Origin of the sequence: Mesorhizobium sp. LNHC232B00 (assembly GCF_000502435.1) — a bacterium.
Lineage (GTDB): Bacteria > Pseudomonadota > Alphaproteobacteria > Rhizobiales > Rhizobiaceae > Mesorhizobium > Mesorhizobium opportunistum.
In genome coordinates, this window is record NZ_AYWP01000012.1 from 42,389 (window position 1) to 60,848 (window position 18,460).

General features: G+C 64.1%; 14 protein-coding genes. 8 read left to right on the forward strand and 6 right to left on the reverse strand.

Annotated elements, in window-relative coordinates; all coding sequences use genetic code 11:
• Positions 1–1,077, reverse strand: a complete 1,077-nt coding sequence (locus tag X743_RS152485; RefSeq protein WP_023766337.1) for an FAD-binding oxidoreductase — start codon at positions 1,075–1,077, stop codon at positions 1–3.
• 141 nt (positions 1,078–1,218) lie between these two features.
• Between X743_RS152485 and X743_RS152480 the strand changes: the two genes are divergently transcribed.
• Complete coding sequence (locus X743_RS152480) at positions 1,219–2,811, forward strand: peptide chain release factor 3 (RefSeq protein WP_023766338.1); 1,593 nt, start codon at positions 1,219–1,221, stop codon at positions 2,809–2,811.
• Positions 2,812–2,893: 82 nt separating this feature from the next.
• Here the strand turns inward: X743_RS152480 and X743_RS152475 are convergent, their stop codons facing one another.
• Positions 2,894–3,361 carry a VOC family protein gene (locus tag X743_RS152475; RefSeq protein WP_023766339.1) on the reverse strand — a complete coding sequence of 156 codons (468 nt, stop codon included), beginning with the start codon at positions 3,359–3,361 and terminating at the stop codon, positions 2,894–2,896.
• Between the two features lie 265 nt (positions 3,362–3,626).
• Between X743_RS152475 and ilvD the strand changes: the two genes are divergently transcribed.
• Positions 3,627–5,471, forward strand: a complete 1,845-nt coding sequence (gene ilvD, locus X743_RS152470; protein WP_023766340.1) for a dihydroxy-acid dehydratase — start codon at positions 3,627–3,629, stop codon at positions 5,469–5,471.
• A 168-nt stretch (positions 5,472–5,639) separates the two neighbouring features.
• Here the strand turns inward: ilvD and X743_RS152465 are convergent, their stop codons facing one another.
• Entirely contained in the window at positions 5,640–7,394 is a 1,755-nt protein-coding gene (locus tag X743_RS152465) for an ABC transporter ATP-binding protein (protein ID WP_023766341.1), read from the reverse strand.
• A gap of 150 nt (positions 7,395–7,544) precedes the next feature.
• Between X743_RS152465 and X743_RS152460 the strand changes: the two genes are divergently transcribed.
• Positions 7,545–8,825, forward strand: a complete 1,281-nt coding sequence (locus X743_RS152460) for an amidohydrolase family protein (RefSeq protein ID WP_023766342.1) — start codon at positions 7,545–7,547, stop codon at positions 8,823–8,825.
• Positions 8,826–8,931: 106 nt separating this feature from the next.
• Positions 8,932–9,852: a DMT family transporter gene (locus X743_RS152455; protein WP_023766343.1), complete on the forward strand. Its 921-nt coding sequence runs from the start codon at positions 8,932–8,934 to the stop codon at positions 9,850–9,852.
• Here X743_RS152455 and X743_RS152450 read toward each other — a convergent pair.
• Positions 9,849–10,751 carry a phosphotransferase family protein gene (locus X743_RS152450; RefSeq protein WP_023766344.1) on the reverse strand — a complete coding sequence of 301 codons (903 nt, stop codon included), beginning with the start codon at positions 10,749–10,751 and terminating at the stop codon, positions 9,849–9,851. The two genes, X743_RS152455 and X743_RS152450, sit on opposite strands and share 4 nt — an antisense overlap.
• Positions 10,752–10,849: 98 nt before the next feature.
• Here X743_RS152450 and X743_RS152445 point away from each other — a divergent pair, with 98 nt between their 5' ends.
• On the forward strand, positions 10,850–11,482 hold the full coding sequence (locus tag X743_RS152445; RefSeq protein WP_023766345.1) for a class I SAM-dependent methyltransferase: 633 nt from the start codon (positions 10,850–10,852) through the stop codon (positions 11,480–11,482).
• A 59-nt stretch (positions 11,483–11,541) separates the two neighbouring features.
• Here X743_RS152445 and X743_RS152440 read toward each other — a convergent pair whose 3' ends face one another.
• Entirely contained in the window at positions 11,542–13,995 is a 2,454-nt protein-coding gene (locus tag X743_RS152440) for an FAD-dependent oxidoreductase (RefSeq protein WP_023766346.1), read from the reverse strand.
• On the reverse strand, positions 13,992–14,879 hold the full coding sequence (locus X743_RS152435; protein WP_013891401.1) for a phosphotransferase family protein: 888 nt from the start codon (positions 14,877–14,879) through the stop codon (positions 13,992–13,994). Before X743_RS152435 ends, X743_RS152440 begins: the two co-directional genes overlap by 4 nt.
• Positions 14,880–15,299: 420 nt before the next feature.
• On the opposite strand from X743_RS152435, the gene X743_RS152430 reads away from it, so the two are divergent.
• The 3 genes from X743_RS152430 to X743_RS152420 all read left to right on the forward strand — a co-directional run bounded on the left by X743_RS152430 (position 15,300) and on the right by X743_RS152420 (position 18,399).
• A complete protein-coding gene (locus tag X743_RS152430) occupies positions 15,300–16,076 on the forward strand; it encodes a DeoR/GlpR family DNA-binding transcription regulator (protein ID WP_023766347.1) in 777 nt (258 codons plus the stop codon).
• Between the two features lie 118 nt (positions 16,077–16,194).
• Entirely contained in the window at positions 16,195–17,106 is a 912-nt protein-coding gene (locus X743_RS152425; RefSeq protein WP_023766348.1) for a LysR family transcriptional regulator, read from the forward strand.
• Between the two features lie 138 nt (positions 17,107–17,244).
• Positions 17,245–18,399, forward strand: coding sequence for an ABC transporter substrate-binding protein (locus tag X743_RS152420; RefSeq protein WP_023766349.1), 1,155 nt, complete (start codon positions 17,245–17,247; stop codon positions 18,397–18,399).
• Positions 18,400–18,460: the final 61 nt, after the last annotated feature.

The following is an 18,460-nucleotide window of genomic DNA, read 5'->3' on the forward strand; positions in this document are numbered from 1 at the left end:
CTATTGAGCGAAGCGAGCCAATCCGTAAGGCGCCAGCAGCGAATCGCGCTCGCCATCAAGGATTTCACGAGCGGCAAACAGGCCGACGGCCGGCGCCAGCGTGATGCCGGAATGCATGACGCTGACATAGACGCCGTCCATGCCCTCGGCGCGGCCGATGATCGGAAAACCGTCGATCGGCGTCGGCCGGTAGCCGACCGTGTGGAAATCGAGCGTCAGCCCGTCTCCGCCGCGCAGGCTGGCTTTCAGGACCGCGAACAGTTCGCTGGCGGTGACCTGCGCATCCATGCCGGGGTCGGCGCCGCTGAAATCGGAACCGGCGATGATACGGCCCTCGGCCGTCTGGCGCATATGCAGCCGCTCGGCCAGCACCAGTCCGTTCAGCAGCTTCTCGTGGGGCCGCGAGTGGACGATCAGGCCGGGTGGCGTCTCGAGCGGCAGATTTATGCCGGCGGTGGCGGCAATATCCGCCGAGCCGACGCCGGCCGCGATCACCACCTCGTCGGTGGCAAGCAGCCCATGCGATGTGTCGACGCCCGAAATCCTGCCGCCTGTCTGGACAAGCGCCGTCACCGTGCTGGAGATGATCCGCGCGCCGCGTCGTTCGGCATCGGCCAACAGCGCCTTCGTTGCCGCGACCGGCTCGACAACGCCCTCTTCGGCGACATGCAAAGCGACGTCCGGAAGTTCGATGAGATTAGGCTCTATACGGGCCGCGCCGGCGCGGTCGACGCGCTCGATGCCATAGCCCCAGGTCGAATGCTGCGCGGTATAGGTTTCCATGTCGGTCGCCGACAGATCCCAGCACAGGCCGCCGCACCAACTGAGTGGCAGGCCGGGCAGGTCCCGCGCCAGCCGCGACCATTCGGCCATGGCGCGGGTGCGCAGCCGGAAATAGGGCTCCGGATTGCCCCATGTGGCATTGATCCAGGCAAAGGAGTTCGGCGTGGCGACCCCACCCGCGGCACTGTCGGCGGCGATGACCGTCACCCGCGCCCCGGCCCTGGTCAGGTGCCAGGCAATGGAAGCACCGATGATACCGGCGCCGATGACTATCACTTGCTTGGCTGCGCCCATGCGGAACCTCCGTCGAACAGGGTCTTCTGATGCCATCGCGTCGAACCTATCTCAAGTGCCGGCAGCCCAATCCGGCCAAATCTGTTCGACAGGCCCGAAATGCGCTGCTAGAAGCCCGCGCCACAGACAGGATTCCAGAAATTGGCTGAAGACATCGAACAGGCGGTATCGCGCCGCCGCACCTTCGCGATCATCGCGCATCCGGACGCCGGCAAGACGACGCTCACCGAAAAGCTGCTGCTGTTCGGCGGCGCCATCCAGCTTGCCGGCGAGGTCAAGGCCAAGAAGGACCGCATCCAGACCCGGTCCGACTGGATGAAGATCGAGCGCGAGCGCGGCATTTCGGTCGTCACCTCGGTGATGACCTTCGAGTATGAGGACAATGTCTTCAACCTGCTCGACACGCCCGGCCACGAGGATTTCGCCGACGACACCTATCGCACGCTGTCGGCGGTCGACTCGGCCGTCATGGTCATCGACGCCGCCAAGGGCATCGAGCCGCGCACGCTGAAGCTGTTCGAGGTCTGCCGGCTGCGCGACATCCCGATCATCACCTTCGTCAACAAGATGGACCGTGAGAGCCGCGACCCGTTCGAAATCCTCGACGAGATCGAGCAGAAGCTGGCGCTGGATACCGCGCCCATCACCTGGCCGATCGGCCGCGGCAAAACGTTTTCCGGCACTTACCATTTGGCGCTGAACGCGGTGCGCAGGGGCGACGACGAGAAGGAACGCACGCCCGTCAATGGTCCCGATTCCAACCGTGTCGCCGGCCTGCTGCCGGAGAACGAGCGCGAGGCCTTCATCGAGGAACTGGAACTGGCGCGAGAAGCGTGCCGACCCCTTGATATAGAAGCCTTTCGCGAGGGCCATCTGACGCCGGTCTATTTCGGCTCGGCGCTGCGAAATTATGGCGTTCGCGACCTGATCGAGGCGCTCGGCGCCTTTGGCCCGCCACCGCGCGCGCAGGAGGCAGACACCCGCACGATCGAGGCGACCGAGGAGAAGATGACCTCCTTCGTCTTCAAGATCCAGGCCAACATGGACCCCAACCACCGTGACCGCATCGCTTTCGTGCGCGTCTGCTCGGGCAAGCTCGAGCGCGGCATGAAGGCCAAGCTGGTGCGCACCGGCAAACCGATGTCGCTGTCGGCGCCGCAGTTCTTCTTTGCCCGCACGCGCGTCACCGCCGACGAAGCGTTCGCCGGCGATGTCGTCGGCATTCCCAACCACGGCACGCTGCGCATCGGCGACACGCTGACCGAGGGCGAGGAAATCCTGTTTCGCGGCGTGCCGAACTTCGCACCCGAAATCCTGCGTCGTGTGCGTCTCGGCGATGCGATGAAGGCCAAGAAGCTCAAGGAAGCGCTGCACCAGATGGCCGAGGAGGGCGTCGTGCAGCTGTTCTCGCCCGAGGACGGCTCGCCGGCCATCGTCGGCGTCGTCGGCGCGCTGCAGCTCGACGTGCTGAAGGAGCGGCTGAACTTCGAGTACACGCTGCCGGTCGAATTCGAAATGTCGCGCTTCTCAGTGTGTCGCTGGATCTCGGCCGACGACAAGGCCGAGACGCTCCGCTTCATCGAAGCGCATCGCGGCGACATCGCCCGCGACCTCGACAACGACCCGGTGTTTTTGGCCCAGCACGCCTTCTCGCTGAACTACGAAGCCGAACGCTGGAAAGCGATCCGCTTCGCCACCATCAAGGACTACCAGGTCCGCGACAAGGCGGCGTAAGCGCCAGCTTGCCTTCTCCCCGTTCACGGGGAGAAGGTGCCCGATGGGCGGATGAGGGGCAGCGCGGCGTTGAGGGCTTCACTCAGCCTCTTGCCGCCGCTTCGATCGTGGCGATATCGATCTTGCCCATCTTCATCATCGCCGACATCACCCGGCCGGCCTTGGCCCGGTCTGGATCCTGAAGCAGCCTCGGCAGCTGCTCCGGCACGACCTGCCAGGAAACGCCGAACTTGTCTTTCAGCCAGCTGCAAGGGCCGGGCTCGCCGCCTTCGGTGAGCTTCTCCCAGAAATAATCCACCTCTTCCTGCGTCTTGCAGTCGATCGACTGTGACATCGCCTCGTTGAACTTGAATTGCGGCCCGCCATTGAGCGCCTGAAACGGCACGCCGTCGAGTTCGAACGTGGTCACCAGCACCTTGCCTTCATCGGCGTGGCCTTCGGGCCAACGCATCACGCTCAGCACCTTCGAATTCTTGAAAATGGAGACATAGAAATTCATCGCCTCCTCGGCCTGGCCGTCGAACCACAGGCAGGTGGTGATCTTTTGCATGTCGTGCTCCTCGGTTTGCTCTTTTGCTGTTACAGGGAAACGGCTGACTCCGAGAATGGTGCCATTCCTGCCGTCTGCCCAAGGACGGCCATGCGCTGAGCGATCCGACAGCGGCCTGAAATTTTTTGCGATATCCGGCTTTTCGCGGAATCTGGCGCATAGCAAAATTGTGGCCAGACCGGACTTGCGCGTCTATAACGCCTGCGATCCGAATTCAGCGCCGCCGCGCCCTTCCTCGGCTGCGGCCAGCCACCAAGGAAAAAACATGCCTGCCTATCGCTCCCGCACCACCACCCATGGCCGCAACATGGCCGGCGCCCGGGGCCTCTGGCGCGCCACTGGCATGAAGGACAGTGATTTCGGCAAGCCGATCATCGCCGTGGTCAACTCCTTCACCCAGTTCGTGCCGGGCCATGTCCATTTGAAGGACCTTGGCCAGCTGGTCGCGCGTGAAATCGAGAAGGCCGGCGGCGTCGCCAAGGAATTCAATACCATCGCCGTCGATGACGGTATCGCCATGGGCCATGACGGCATGCTCTATTCGCTGCCATCGCGCGAGCTGATCGCCGATTCCGTCGAATACATGGTCAATGCGCACTGCGCCGACGCCATGGTCTGTATCTCCAATTGCGACAAGATCACCCCCGGCATGTTGATGGCCTCGTTGCGCCTCAACATCCCGACCGTCTTCGTGTCCGGCGGGCCGATGGAGGCGGGCAAGGTGGTACTCGCCGGCAAAACGCAGGCGCTTGACCTGGTCGATGCCATGGTCGCGGCCGCAGACGACAAGATCTCCGATGAGGACGTCAAGGTCATCGAGCGCTCGGCCTGCCCGACCTGCGGCTCCTGCTCGGGCATGTTCACCGCCAATTCGATGAACTGCCTGACCGAGGCGCTCGGCCTGTCGCTGCCCGGCAACGGTTCGACGCTGGCGACGCATGCCGACCGCAAGCGGTTGTTCGTCGAGGCCGGCCATCTCATCGTCGATCTGGCCCAGCGCTATTACGAACAGGACGACGAGACCGCACTGCCGCGCAGCATTGCCTCCAAGGGCGCCTTCGAGAACGCCATGACGCTCGACATCGCCATGGGCGGCTCGACCAACACGGTGCTGCATATATTGGCTGCGGCGCATGAGGGCGAGGTCGACTTTACGATGGAGGACATCGACCGGCTGTCGCGGCGGGTTCCGGTGCTCTGCAAGGTGGCGCCGGCCAAGTCCGACGTCCACATGGAAGACGTCCACCGCGCCGGCGGCATCATGGCGATCCTCGGCCAGCTCGACAATGCCGGCCTGATCAACCGCGACCTGCCGACGGTGCACACATCAAGCCTTGGCGAGGCGCTCGACCATTGGGATATCTCGCGCACGACCAGCCAGAACGTCCGCGATTTCTTCCTCGCCGCACCCGGCGGCGTGCCGACGCAGGTCGCCTTCAGCCAGGATCGCCGCTGGGACGACCTTGATCTCGATCGCGAGAAAGGCGTCATCCGATCGGCCGAGACGCCGTTCTCGAAGGACGGCGGCCTTGCCGTGCTGAAGGGCAATCTGGCACTCGACGGCTGCATCGTGAAGACCGCCGGCGTCGATGAATCGATCCTGAAATTCACCGGGCCCGCCCGCGTGTTCGAAAGCCAGGATGCCTCGGTCAAGGCGATCCTGTCCAACGAGATCAAGGCCGGCGATGTCGTCGTCATCCGCTATGAAGGCCCGCGCGGTGGCCCCGGCATGCAGGAAATGCTCTACCCGACCAGCTATCTGAAGTCGAAAGGCCTCGGCAAGGCCTGCGCGCTGGTCACCGACGGCCGCTTCTCCGGCGGCACATCGGGCCTGTCGATCGGCCATGCTTCGCCGGAAGCGGCGGAGGGCGGCACGATTGGGCTGGTGCAGGAGGGTGACACGATCGAGATTGACATCCCCAACCGCACCATCCGCCTGGCGGTCAGCGATGAAGAGCTCGATGCCCGGCGTGCTGCAATGAAGGCAAAAGGCGCCCTGGCCTGGAAGCCCGCGGAAAAGCGCAAGCGCAAGGTGACGACGGCGCTCCGCGCCTACGCCGCCTTCGCCACCAGCGCCGACAAGGGCGCGGTGCGGCACGTACCGGAATAGCGCGGTTCTTCCCTTCTCCCCTTGTGGGAGAAGGTGGATCGGCGCGCAGCGCCGAGACGGTTGAGGGGTGGGGTGACGGAGTGCCAGCGGCGCCAAGCTGGAGCACCCCTCATCCGACCTCGCTACGCGAGGCCACCTTCTCCCGCAAGGCGAGAAGGAAGAAGCGCCTCACGGCATCAGCTGATACTCATAAAGCTTCTGATACAGCCCGCCCTGCTTGAGCAAGGTCCGGTGTGGGCCGCTCTCTACCACCTTGCCCCCTTCCAGCACCACGATCGTGTCGGCCTGGTGAACCGTCGACAGGCGGTGGGCGATGACGATCGTCGTGCGGCCTTCGGTCAGTTGCTGCAGCGCGTCGCGGAACAGGGCTTCTGACTCGGCGTCGAGCGCGCTGGTCGCCTCGTCCAGGAGCAGGATTTCGGCGTTGCGCAGCATGGCGCGCGCGATCGAGATGCGCTGGCGCTGGCCGCCGGACAAAAGGCCGCCATTCTCGCCGACGTCGGTCTCATAGCCTTTCGCCTGCGCCATGATGAAGTCATGCGCGTTGGCCGCCCTGGCGGCGGCGACCACCTCTTCGTCGGTCGCATCCTGCCGCCCGAGCCGGATGTTGTGCATGATCGTGCCGGCAAACAGGAACGTATCCTGGCTGACATAGGCGATCTTTTCCCGCAGCGAGGCGAGCGTCGCGTGGGAGATGTCCTGGCCGTCGAACATCACCTTGCCGCCCTGCGGATCGTACATGCGCATGATCAGGTTCAGGATCGTCGATTTGCCGCTGCCGGAAGGCCCGACCAGCGCCGTCATCTTGCCGGGCGTCAGGGTCAGGTCGAACCGATCCAGGACCGGCGGGCCATTTTGATAGGCGAAGCTGACGGCGTCGAAGCGGATCTCGCCCGGTCCTGCCAGAAGCGGTCTCGCATCCGGTTTTTCGGCCAGCGTCAGCGGTTCGTCGGCGAGTTGGAACATCATGCGCACGCCGACAATGCCGCTTTCGAGCGAGATGCGCACGCGCGCGAGCCGCTTTGCCGGTTCATAAGCCAGCAGCAGCGCCGCGATGAAGGCCATGATGTTGCCGGGCATCTGGCCGCCCTGCAGAACCAGCATGCCGCTCACCATGACCGCACCGGCGATCGCCAGCCCGGCCAGCGTCTCCATCACTGGGCTGGTCACCGCTTCCAGCGCGGCGATGTTGTTGGCCCTGTCCTCAACGTCCGAAACCGCCTTGTACATGCGCTTGCGCATCAACCCTTCGAGGTTGAAGGACTTGACCACGCGCACGCCGATCGCGGTTTCCTGCATCACCTGCACGATCTGGCCGACCGAGCGGAACTCCATGGCAGCGAACTTGCGCACACGCTTCAGGATGCGGTTGACGCCATAGATGGCGACTGGGCCGACGACGAAGCAGATCAGCGACAGCGCCGGCTGCTGCCATACCATGACCCCAATCAGGGCAGCCAAGGTCACCAGATCGCGCACATAGGAGGTGACGATCAGGTCGAGCACGTTGCGCGCCGCCTGGGCATTGTTGGTCATGCGGGTGATCAGGTCGGACGAAGAGGTCGAATGGTAGAATTCGATGCCTTGCGCCAGGATGCGGTCGTAGATCTTGCGCTGCCGCTCGGCGATGATGGCGTTGCCGACCCGGCTCATGAAATAGGCCTGCACGAAATTGGCGAGGCCCTTGACGACGAAGATTCCGGCGACCGCCAAGGCAATCATGTTGACGCGGTCGACCCGTTTGTCGATCACGAATTCATTGGTGATTTCGCGCAGGATCCAGGCGCTGGCAGCCGTCATGCCGGCCACCACCAGCATCGACAGGATGGCGGCGCCGTAGCCGACCCTGTGCTGCCGGAAGGATTCCTTGAGCAGCCTTGCGACGAGGCGCTGGTTTTCCGTCGAACGGAAGAAACGAAACAACGGCTGATCCTTGATGCCGGGAGGACGAAGGCGGCTTATAGAGGGAGTTGCCGCCGGAGGGAACTGTCCGCAACGGTCGGCAAGAAACGGCTGTGGCATGGTGCCTTTTGCGCCACCATGCCAGAGTGATTCTTCAGGGGATGACGAACGATGGATTTCGACCTTATCGTGCGCGGCGGAACGCTGCCTGACGGCACCATCGCCGATATCGGCATTATCGGTGAGACAATCGCGGCAATCGAGCCCGAACTGAATGTCACCGCCGGTGTGGCAATCGATGCATATGGCAATCTGGTGTCGCCGCCCTTCGTCGACCCGCATTTCCACATGGACGCCACGCTCTCCTACGGCATCCCGCGCATCAACGCGTCGGGTACGCTGCTCGAAGGCATTTCGCTCTGGGGCGAACTGAAGCCGCTGCTGACACATGAGGCGGTGCGCGACCGGGCGCTCGCCTATTGCGACTGGGCGGTGTCGATGGGCCTGCTCGCCATTCGCACCCATGTCGATGTCTGCGACGACCGGCTGCTGGCGGTCGAGGCCCTGCTCGACGTCAAGAAGACCATCGCCCCTTACATAGACCTGCAATTGGTGGCTTTTCCGCAGGACGGCTTCTATCGCTCGCCGACGGCACGCCAAAACACCATCCGCGCGCTGGACATGGGCGTCGACGTGGTCGGCGGCATCCCGCATTTCGAACGCACCATGGCCGATGGTACGCGCTCGGTGACCGAACTCTGCGAGATCGCGGCAAGACGCGGCCTGATGGTCGACCTACATTGCGACGAGACCGACGACCCGCTGTCGCGCCATATCGAGCAACTGGCCTATGAGACGCAGCGGCTGGGCCTGCAGGGCAAGGTGGCCGGCTCGCACCTCACCTCGATGCATTCGATGGACAATTACTATGTCTCGAAGCTCCTGCCGCTGATTGCCGAGGCCGGTGTGTCGGCCATTCCGAACCCGCTGATCAACATCATGCTGCAGGGCCGCCACGACACCTTCCCGAAACGCCGCGGCCTAACCCGGGTCAAGGAGATGCAGGCGCTGGGCATCCGCGTCGGCTGGGGCCAGGATTGCGTGCTCGATCCCTGGTATTCGCTGGGCACCGCCGACATGCTCGACGTCGCCTTCATGGGGCTGCATGTGGCCCAGATGTCCAGCCCGGCCGACATGGCGCGCTGCTTCGACATGGTCACCAGCGTCAATGCCGCGATCATGGGGCTCGATCATCTCGGCCTGGCGGTCGGCAAGCGCGCCAGCCTTGTCATCCTCGATGCCGGCAACCCGATCGAGGCCCTGCGCCTGCGCGCCGAGCGCATTTGCGTCGTCGCCAGGGGCAAGGTGGTGGCGGAAAGGACAAGGCAGGACACCAGGCTGTCCATCCCCGGCCGGCCGGCAACGGTCAACCGCAGGCATCAGGCCGGGTAGGCTCAGTCGATTCCCGGTTCTGGTCTCGCCCTTTCCCGGATTCTCCTCGTCAAAGTGGCCGCTTCCGTCTAGGACGCAGTTACGAAAGGGAGGAATCGGGATCGGCATGACGCAACCCGTGGCGCAAAATTCCACGATCAGGAACGTTCTTCTGGCCGGCATTCTGCTGATGCTGGCCGGCGATTTCCTGTTTGCGCTGAACGACGCGATGGGCAAGTGGCTGGTCACCAGCTTCTCCGTTGGCCAGGTGGTGCTGATCCGGTCGATCGGCGCCTTCTTCGTGCTTGGTCCGATGATCGCCAACCAGGGCGCCGGCAGACTGTTCCAGATGGAGCGGCCGGGGCTGCAGATCCTGCGCGTGGTGGCGACGACGCTGGACACCGCGTTGTTCTACGCTGCCGTCGTCTATCTGCCGCTCGCCGATGTCATGAGCTTCTACATGGCCGGGCCGATCTACGTAGCGGCACTATCGCACTTCCTGCTGGGCGAAAAGGTCGGCTGGCGCCGCTGGGNGATCCTGCTCGGCTTCTGCGGCGTGCTGATCATGCTGAAACCGTCTTCGGCGGCGTTTTCGCTGTCGTCGGGCTTCGCGCTCGTCGGCAGCATCGCCTTTGCCTTTGCCATCATCCTCAACCGCCGGCTGCGCGGCACCAGCGACACCAATCTGGTGACGTGGCAGACCATCGGCACGCTGGTGGTCGGCGGCGTCATGACCATCGGCGCATGGCAGACACCGTCGGCGCTCGATTTCGGCGCCATGCTGCTGCTCGGCATCGTCTCTTGCGGTGCGCATCTGATGATCACCAGGGCGCTCAAGCTGGCGCCGGCCTCGACGCTGGCGCCGCTGCATTACACGCTGCTGTTATGGGCGGTAGTCTTCGGGCTGGCGTTCTTCGGCGACGTTCCCGGCCCGCGCATCCTGATCGGCTCCGGCATCGTGGTGCTCGCCGGCCTGTTCATCTTCCACCGCCAGAAAGTGGTCGAGACGACGGTGCCGCCGGAAAACGTGCCGAAGGGTGTGAACTAGCCCCTACGCACGGCCGCCAGGTGCCGTGAAAACTCCGGCGTCTCCATCAACGCCTTGCAGCGGGCAAACCGCCCGTCGGCATAGGCGCGGAAGTCGTCGACCGGGTTGTCGTTGGCGAGCTGGATCAGGCCCCACAGCGTCCACAATAGGTCGCACATCGCCTTATAGATGACGACGCGGCCGCGCTCCGCCGGCGTCGCCTCGCCGCCGAAATAGGCGCGCATCATCTCCTCGTCCTGCGCGGCATCGAATTTGCCTTCCACGCTGAGGTCGCCGAGATCCCAGAGCGGGTCGTTCATCCCGGAATATTCCCAGTCGACGATCCACATCCGCTCTCCGGTATCGAGAAAGTTCTCGCACAGGGGATCGCAGTGGCAGGCGACGACGGGGAGCGGATGCGCGGCAAGCGCCGATCGCACGGTCTCGGCCTCGCGCACCACGTCGTGATAGCCGGCGGGCAGCGCGACATTCTTGGTCGACAGCACCTTGAGATAATCGTCGATCATCGCAAACAGTTCGAAGCGGAACGGGAATACGGCGCCCGAAGCATGCAACTTGCGGAAGGCCTCGCCGGCACGCGCCGGACTGCCCGGCCGGGCCTTGAATTTCTCCGGCGACATTGTCTCGGCGCCGGCGATGAATCGCGTCACCATCATCCCGGTGCCGGGGTCGACATGCAGCACCTCGGGGGCTACGCCTGCCTTGGCTGCCTCGCACGCCGCCACCGCCTCATTGGCGCGGTTGATGTACTCTTCCGTGCCCTTGCCGGGAATGCGCAGGCAGAACTCACCGGCCTTGAAGACCAGGTTGGTGAGGCCGCCGAGCCGATCCAGCGGCCCGGTATAGCCGGCCAGCATCGGAATTGCGGCAAGTTTCGCCCGCGCCTCGTCCGTCACCATGCCTTCGCCCCACGCGGTTATTTCTCGCCGCAACGGTTCCACAATTTTCGCCGTTTGGCTATCATCCGATCGAAGGCAACTCGATCGGACGAGAAAGCATGACGGACGATAAACACCTGGGCGCGCTCAGCGCAGCCTATGCCGCGACACGGCCCGAGGAAGTTGCGGCGCTGTATGATCGCTGGTCGCAAACCTATGACGCCGACATGTCGGCCGCCGGCTACCGCCATCCGACGATCTGCCTTGCCTTGCTGGCCCGCCATCTGCCGCGCGGCTCAGTCCCGCTGCTCGACGCCGGCGCGGGCACCGGGCTCATCGGCGAATGGTTGAACATTGCAGGCTATCCTGAGGTCGAGGGGCTCGACATCTCGCAAGGCATGCTGGATCAGGCCGCTCGCAAGGGCGTCTATTCGGCGCTGCATTGCCTGGCGCTCGGCGGCAAGCTGCCCTTTGCCGATGATGCCTATGCCGGCATCGTCTCTGCCGGCGTCTTCACCTCTGGTCATGTCGGCGTCGAAGGGCTGGACGAACTGATCCGCATCTGCCGGCCCGGCGGCATCGTCGTGCTGACGGTCAAGAACACGCTCTGGGATCAAGGCTTTGCCGCGCGCATCGCCGAACTCGAGGCGCAAGGCCTCGTCACCCGCGTCGAGGAAACGCGGCCTTACGTCTCCATGCCGGGCGAGGCCGACACCGTGCCCAGCCGCGGTCTTGCGCTGCGCGTCAACTAGAGCAATTCCAGGAAAAGCGCGTAGCGCTTTCTCTTGGGAATTGCGTCAAAACAAAGAGCCTAGGCCTTCACTCGCCCCGCTGCCGGATCGTACATCGGCTCGAGATGGATTTTGGCTGGCGCCCGCTCCATGGCCACGACCAGTTCATAGTCGCCCAAGGCGAGAAAATCGTCGCTCACCCCGTCGGCGTTGCGCACATAGCCGTAGCCGATGTTCTTGCCCAGCGTGTAGCCATAGCCGCCGCTGGTCAGATAGCCGACCGGCTCGCCATTGCGCAGGATGGTCTCGCGTCCGAGCAGCACGATGTCGGGATCATCGACCGTGAAGCCGGCAAAGCGCTTCTTCAATGCCGTGCCGTTGGCCTTCTCCAGCGCGCGCCGGCCGACAAAATCGGTGTTCTTGCGCAGCTTGACCGCCCAGCCGAGCCCGGCTTCCTGCGGCGTGTCGTTGGGTGTGATATCGGAGCCCCAGGCGCGATAGCCTTTTTCCAGCCGCAGCGATTCCAGTGCGCGATAGCCGACAGGGCGGATGCCGTGCCTCTTGCCGGCCGCCATCAGCGCGTCGAAGACTTCGCCGGTGGCGCCGATCGGTACGTGCAACTCCCAGCCGAGTTCGCCGACATAGGTGACGCGCAACGCCCGTACCGTGTGGCCGGCAATGGCAATTTCCCGGACATGGCCGAACGGGAATGCTGTGTTCGACACATCCGCATCGGTCACGCCAGCCAGCACGTCGCGCGCCCGGGGGCCCATCAGCGACAGCGTGCCGAAATCCTCGGTGACATCGGCAAGCGTGGCATCGAGGCCTTCACCGATATGGTCGCTGATCCACGACGCATCGTGGGTGCGGAAACCGGTGCCGGTTACGATGTAGAATGTCTCCTCGGCCAGCCGCGCAACGGTCAGGTCGGCCTCGATGCCGCCGCGCGTGTTGAGAAGCTGGGTGTAGGTCAGCCGGCCGGCCGGCTTGCTGACGTCGTTGGCGCAGATCCAGTCCAGCGCCTTCGCCGCGTCAGGTCCGCTCAACTCGTATTTGGCGAAGGACGACTGGTCGAAAATACCGACCTTTTCACGCACATGCCGGTGTTCGTCGCCGACCGCCGCAAACCAGTTCTGCCGGCCCATGGAATAGATGTCCCGCGGTTCGACCCCCTCTGGCGCGAACCAGTTCGGCCGTTCCCAGCCGAGCTTCGAGCCGAACACGGCCTGCCGCTGTTTCAGCCGCTCATAAAGCGGCGAGACGATGCGCGGCCGACCGCTGGCATACTCCTCATGCGGGAAGCCGATCGTGTAGTGCTTGCCATAGGCTTCCAGCGTGCGGTCGCACACCCATTGCCGGTCGCGATGCAAGTTGGAAAAGCGCCTGATGTCGACCACCCACAGGTCGAGCGGCGCCTCGCCATCGACCACCCACTGCGCCAGCACCCAGCCGGCACCGCCGCCGGACGCGATGCCGAACGCGTTGAAGCCGGCGCCGACGAACATGTTGGCGCATTCCGGTGCCGTGCCGAGGATGAAATTGCCGTCCGGCGTAAAGCTCTCCGGCCCGTTGATCATCTGCTTGACGCCGACGGTTTCCAGCGCCGGCACGCGCGCGATCGCCTGCGTCATGTGCTGCTCGAAATGATCGTAGTCGTCGTCGAACAGCCGGAATTCCCAATCGTCGGGCACGTCGCCGCCGGGCAGATCGGTCCTCCAGGCCTGCGGATTGGGCTCGTAGCCGCCCATCACCAGGCCGCCGACCTCCTCCTTGAAATAGGTGCGGCGGTCGGGGTCGCGGATTGTCGGCGCGTCGGTCGCCAGGCCAGCGATCTTCTCGGTGATGATGTACTGGTGCTTCACCGGCTGCAGCGGCACGTTGATGCCGGCCATCGCGCCGACCTGCCGCGCCCACTGCCCGGCACAGTTCACCACCTTGTCGCAGGCAATGTCGCCTTTGTTGGTCTTCACCGCGGTGATGCGGCCGTCCTTCATCTCGAAACCGGTGACACGCACATCCTCGTAAAGCTTGGCGCCATGCATGCGCGCGCCCTTGGCCAGCGACTGCGTGATGTCCGAGGGGCTCGCCTGGCCATCGGTCGGCAGCCAGGAGGCGCCGACGAGATCGCCGGTTTCCATCAGCGGCCACATCGCCTTGACCTCCGCCGGCGACAAAAGCTGCATGTCCATGCCGAAGCTCTTCGCTGTCGTCGCCAGCCTTTTGTATTCGGTCCAGCGGTCGGTATTGGTCGCGAGCCGCAGGCAGCCGGTCATCTTCCAGCCGGTGGCAAGGCCGGTTTCGGCCTCCAGCCCCTTGTAGAGTTCGACCGAGTATTTGAGCACGCGCGTGATCGAGGCCGACGAGCGCAATTGCCCGACCAGGCCGGCGGCGTGCCAGGTCGAGCCCGAGGTCAGCTTGCCTTGCTCGAGCAGCACCACGTCGGCCTTGTGATCGCGCGCCAGATGATAGGCCGTCGAACAGCCGATGATGCCGCCGCCGATGACGACGATCGCGGCATGGCCAGGCAATGTCATGATTTCAGGATCCCGTATTTTGTCCGGTAGTTTTCCAGCGCCGCGTCGAGCCGCACCAGGTTTTCCTCGGTATAGGCGACGTAGTCGATGCCCGGCGCGTCGAGATAGAGTTCCGACACCATGCTCCACATCGCCTCGCGCAGCAGCGAGGCGCATTGCATGGCCGCGTGCGAGCGGCGGATCGCCTCGTCCGGCTCCTTCATGAAATAGGCGGTCAGGAAAGCGAAGGATTCCTCATCGCTCATGCCGGCATTCGAGGCAACGCCGGAGAGGTCGAACATGGCCGTGTTGAAACCGGCATATTCGAAATCGATCAGCCACAGCCTGTTGCCGTCGTCGAGAATGTTGGCCGGCAACAGATCGTTGTGGCCAAAGACGATCGGCAGCAGTTTCTGAGCGCGCTCCAGTTCGTCCGCCAGTGTCAGCAGGTGCGGCAGTTCGCTGCGCTTGCGGCTGCCGCCTTCCTCCAGCGTACGTGCATAATCGCGGATGACGTGGAACACCCAGAACATGAAGCCGGCGCCGGAGATATGGTTGGGCATCTCCCGGTGGAAACCGCGCATCAGGGCCGCGACCCGGCCAAGATTGGCGCGCACATCGTCGGCCAGATAGGTCCTGGCGCCAAGATACGCCGTCACCATGATCCCCGGTTCGGCATAGTGCACCGCCGGCGCGAAACCGGCGGCGTGCGCGGCCCGCGCGGTCATCACCTCGCGCTCGCGGAAGACATGGTGGAAGGGATAGTCCTGGCCAAAGCGCACGACATGCCGTCCCGCGGCGTCGCTGACCACATAATTGGCATTGCTCAGGCCGCCGGGCAGCGGGGCGATCTCGATGGCCCCGGTCCAGCAGGGCAGGGCACGGATGCGGTCTTCTGCAATCACGGAGTTATCCCTGGTTTATGGCCTGGTTTGCTGGGTTTCGACGAGGCGCTACGGGCAGCGCGACGACAGGGGGAGAAACGCGGATAATCTCGTCGGTGCGGGACGCCAGGATCGGTATCCCGCACCGCACCGACGAGCCCCGTGGCCAGGTTTTTGAGCCCGGCATCCGCCCCCGCGGATCTGAAAATTCCTTGCGCCAGCCACATGCCAGGCTGTCTGGCTCTGCGAGTTCCGGCTCTGCCATCGCCCTCCCGTTGCAGCTCGGAACCCTCTGACATTGAATTTCACGCCAAGGTTGCCCGGCTGTCAACAAAAAGATGTGACCTTTTTTGGGTATTTTGCCCGAAATGAAGGGATAGTTCCTTTAAAACCGCTTCAATTACCTTAGAATCGGTCAAAGTTCTGAACCCGGGAAACCAGATGGTCCATTCGAAACGCCACGGCGAAATCCTGCGGCTGCTTCAGGAGGAGGGCACCGTCACCATCGCCAGCCTTGCCGACCGGCTGGGCGTTTCACTCGAAACCGTGCGCCGCGACGTCAAGCCGCTCACCGGCGACGGCTCGGTCCTGAAGATGCATGGTGCCATCGGCCTGCCTTCGATGGTCGGCGAAGCGCCTTTCGAACGGCGCATGCGCGAGAATGCCGATGCCAAGCGCGTCATTGCCCGCATGGTCGCCGCCACCATCCGCGACGGTGAATCGATCATGCTCGACACCGGCACCACGACCTCATTCCTGGCGCGGGAATTGCTCGGCCACCGGCGGCTGACGGTCGTCACCAATTCGTCCGACATCGCCCGCACGCTGGCCACCATCAACGGCAACAAAGTCTATATGGCCGGTGGCGAGTTGCGCAGCGATTCCGGTGCCGCCTTCGGTGCCTCGGCCATCGAGTTCGTCAGCCGTTTTTCAGTCAGCCACGCCGTCATCTCCACCGGCGCCGTCGACGCGGTGACGGGCGTCATGGATTACGATCTGGACGAGGCCGAATTCGCCCGCATGGTGCTGTCGCGCGGCCAGCGCTCGCTTGTTGTCACCGACCACACGAAATTCGGCCGTCAGGGCCTGGTCCAGGTCTGCGGCTTCGATGGCTTTTCCGAACTCGCCACCGACCGCTCGCCGCCACGTGACATTGCCGCCGCCCTCGCGCAGGCCGGCGCGCGGCTCAGCGTCGCCGGCGACGCCGCCGGGTTCTGATCCGGCCAATGCCTTTTGACGACTAGGCCTGGACGACCAGGCCTGTTGACGACTGGGCCTGTTGACGATCGGCCGACCAGCACTTCCCACAGCCGCTTGCGCCGTGTTTAGTCCGGCCATGGCTTTCACCATCCGCCAGCTGCAGTTCTTCATTGCCGTCGCCGAGCAGGGCACCGTGTCGGGTGCGGCGCAAAATCTTTCCATCTCGCAGTCGTCGGTCACCGAAGCGATCAAGGAGCTCGAAAGCGATCTTGGCGTCGAACTGTTCGAACGCCATCCGCGCGGCCTCAACATCACCCACAAGGGCCATCAGTTCCTGCGCCACGCGACCAAGATCCTCGCCGACGTTTCCGATGCCCGCCGCTCCTTCTCCGGCGAGCAGGCCGCGACCGGCGGGCGGCTGCAGCTCGGCGTCACCTCGCTGGTCGCCGGCTATGTGCTGTCGGATCTGCTTTCCCGCTACCGCCGCGCCTATCCGGGCGTCGAGGTCTCGGCCATCGAGGACAATGGCGACTACCTCGAGCATCTCCTGATCGGCGGCAAGCTCGACATAGCCGTCATGGTCACGTCCAATTTGCGCGACCGCACCGCCCTGCAATCGGAAATCCTCGAGGTCTCGGCCTATCGCCTGTGGTTGCCGCTCGGCCATCCCTTGGCTGGCGCCGACATCATCGGCATAGGCGACATCGCCTCCGAGCCGCTGATCATGCTCACCGTCGACGAAATCGAGGAGAACACCGGCAAGCTGCTGACGGCGATCGGTGCCAGGCCGCATGTCGCCTTCCGTACTCGCTCCGTGGAAGCCGTGCGCAGCCTGGTCGCCACCGGCGCCGGCGTGGCGCTGCTGCCCGACCTCGTCTACCGGCCATGGTCGCTGGAAGGCGACCGCATCGAATCGCGCGATATCTCCGGCTCCTTGCCGGTGGTGCAGGTTGGCATGGTCTGGCGGCGCGGCTCCGGCCTGCCGCAGGCGGCGCGCGATTTCATCGGGCTTGCCCAGTCGCAGCGGATGGTCCGCCAGCGCCTCTGATCCAGCAGGGTCAGCTATCGGAAAAACCGATACCGCCCTTCTGATAAATGAATTTGCGAAACCGGAGTTTTCCAAGCACTTTCCCTGCAGGGAACAAAGCCGCCACAGCAGCGCGGCCCCTCAAATGGGAGATCGACGATGAATTCATTCCTGAAGTCATGCACGGCGCTGACGGTCGCGCTCGCCTTCTCCGGCCAGGCCATCGCCCAGGTCAAGGAACTCGGCAAGGGCGAAGGCGAAGTCAACATCGTTGCCTGGCCGGGCTATATCGAGCGCGGCGAGACCGACAAGGGCTATGACTGGGTCACCGCCTTCGAGAAGGAAAGCGGCTGCAAGGTCAACGTCAAGACCGCCAACACCTCGGACGAGATGGTCTCGCTGATGAACGAGGGCGGTTTCGACCTCGTCACGGCTTCGGGCGATGCGTCGCTGCGCCTCGTCGCCGGCAAGCGCGTGCAGCCGATCAACACCGATCTCATCCCGAGCTGGAAGGCGGTCGACGACCGGCTCAAGGACGCGCCCTGGTTCACCGTCGACAAGGTCCACTATGGCGTTCCCTATCAGTGGGGACCGAACATTCTGATGTACAACACCGAGGTCTTCAAGGAAGCGCCGAAGAGCTGGAACGTCGTCTTCGAGGAGATGAAGTTGCCCGACGGCAAATCCAACAAGGGCCGCGTCCAGGCCTATGACGGACCGATCCACATTGCCGACGCCGCCAATTATTTGATGTTCCACAAGCCGGAACTCGGCATCAAGGATCCCTACGAGCTCAACGAAGACCAATACAAGGCAGCCCTCGACCTGCTGCGCGTGCAGCGCACGCTGGTCGGCCGCTACTGGCACGATGCCGCCATCCAGGTCGACGATTTCCAGAATGAAGGCGTCGTCGCCTCGGGTTCATGGCCGTACCAGGTCAACACGCTGGTCGCCGCCAAGAAGCCGGTCGCCTCGACCGTGCCGGAGGAAGGCGTCACCGGCTGGGCCGACACCACCATGATGGAAGCCGACGCGGCCCACCCGAACTGTGCCTATATGTGGCTCGAACATTCGCTGTCGCCCAAGGTGCAAGGCGACGTCTCGGCCTGGTTCGGATCGCTCCCCGTGGTGCCCGCCGCCTGCAAGGGCAACGAGCTGCTCGGCGAGGAAGGCTGCAAGACCAACGGCTACGACAATTTCGACAAGATCAAGTTCTGGAAGACGCCGGTCTCGAAATGCGCCACCCAGAACAACCAGTGCGTGCCCTACTATCGCTGGGTATCCGACTATATCGGCGTCATCGGCGGACGGTGAGTTCTCTTACCCTCCCCCCTTGTGGGGAGGGTCGACGCGCAGCGTCGGGGTGGGGGGACCT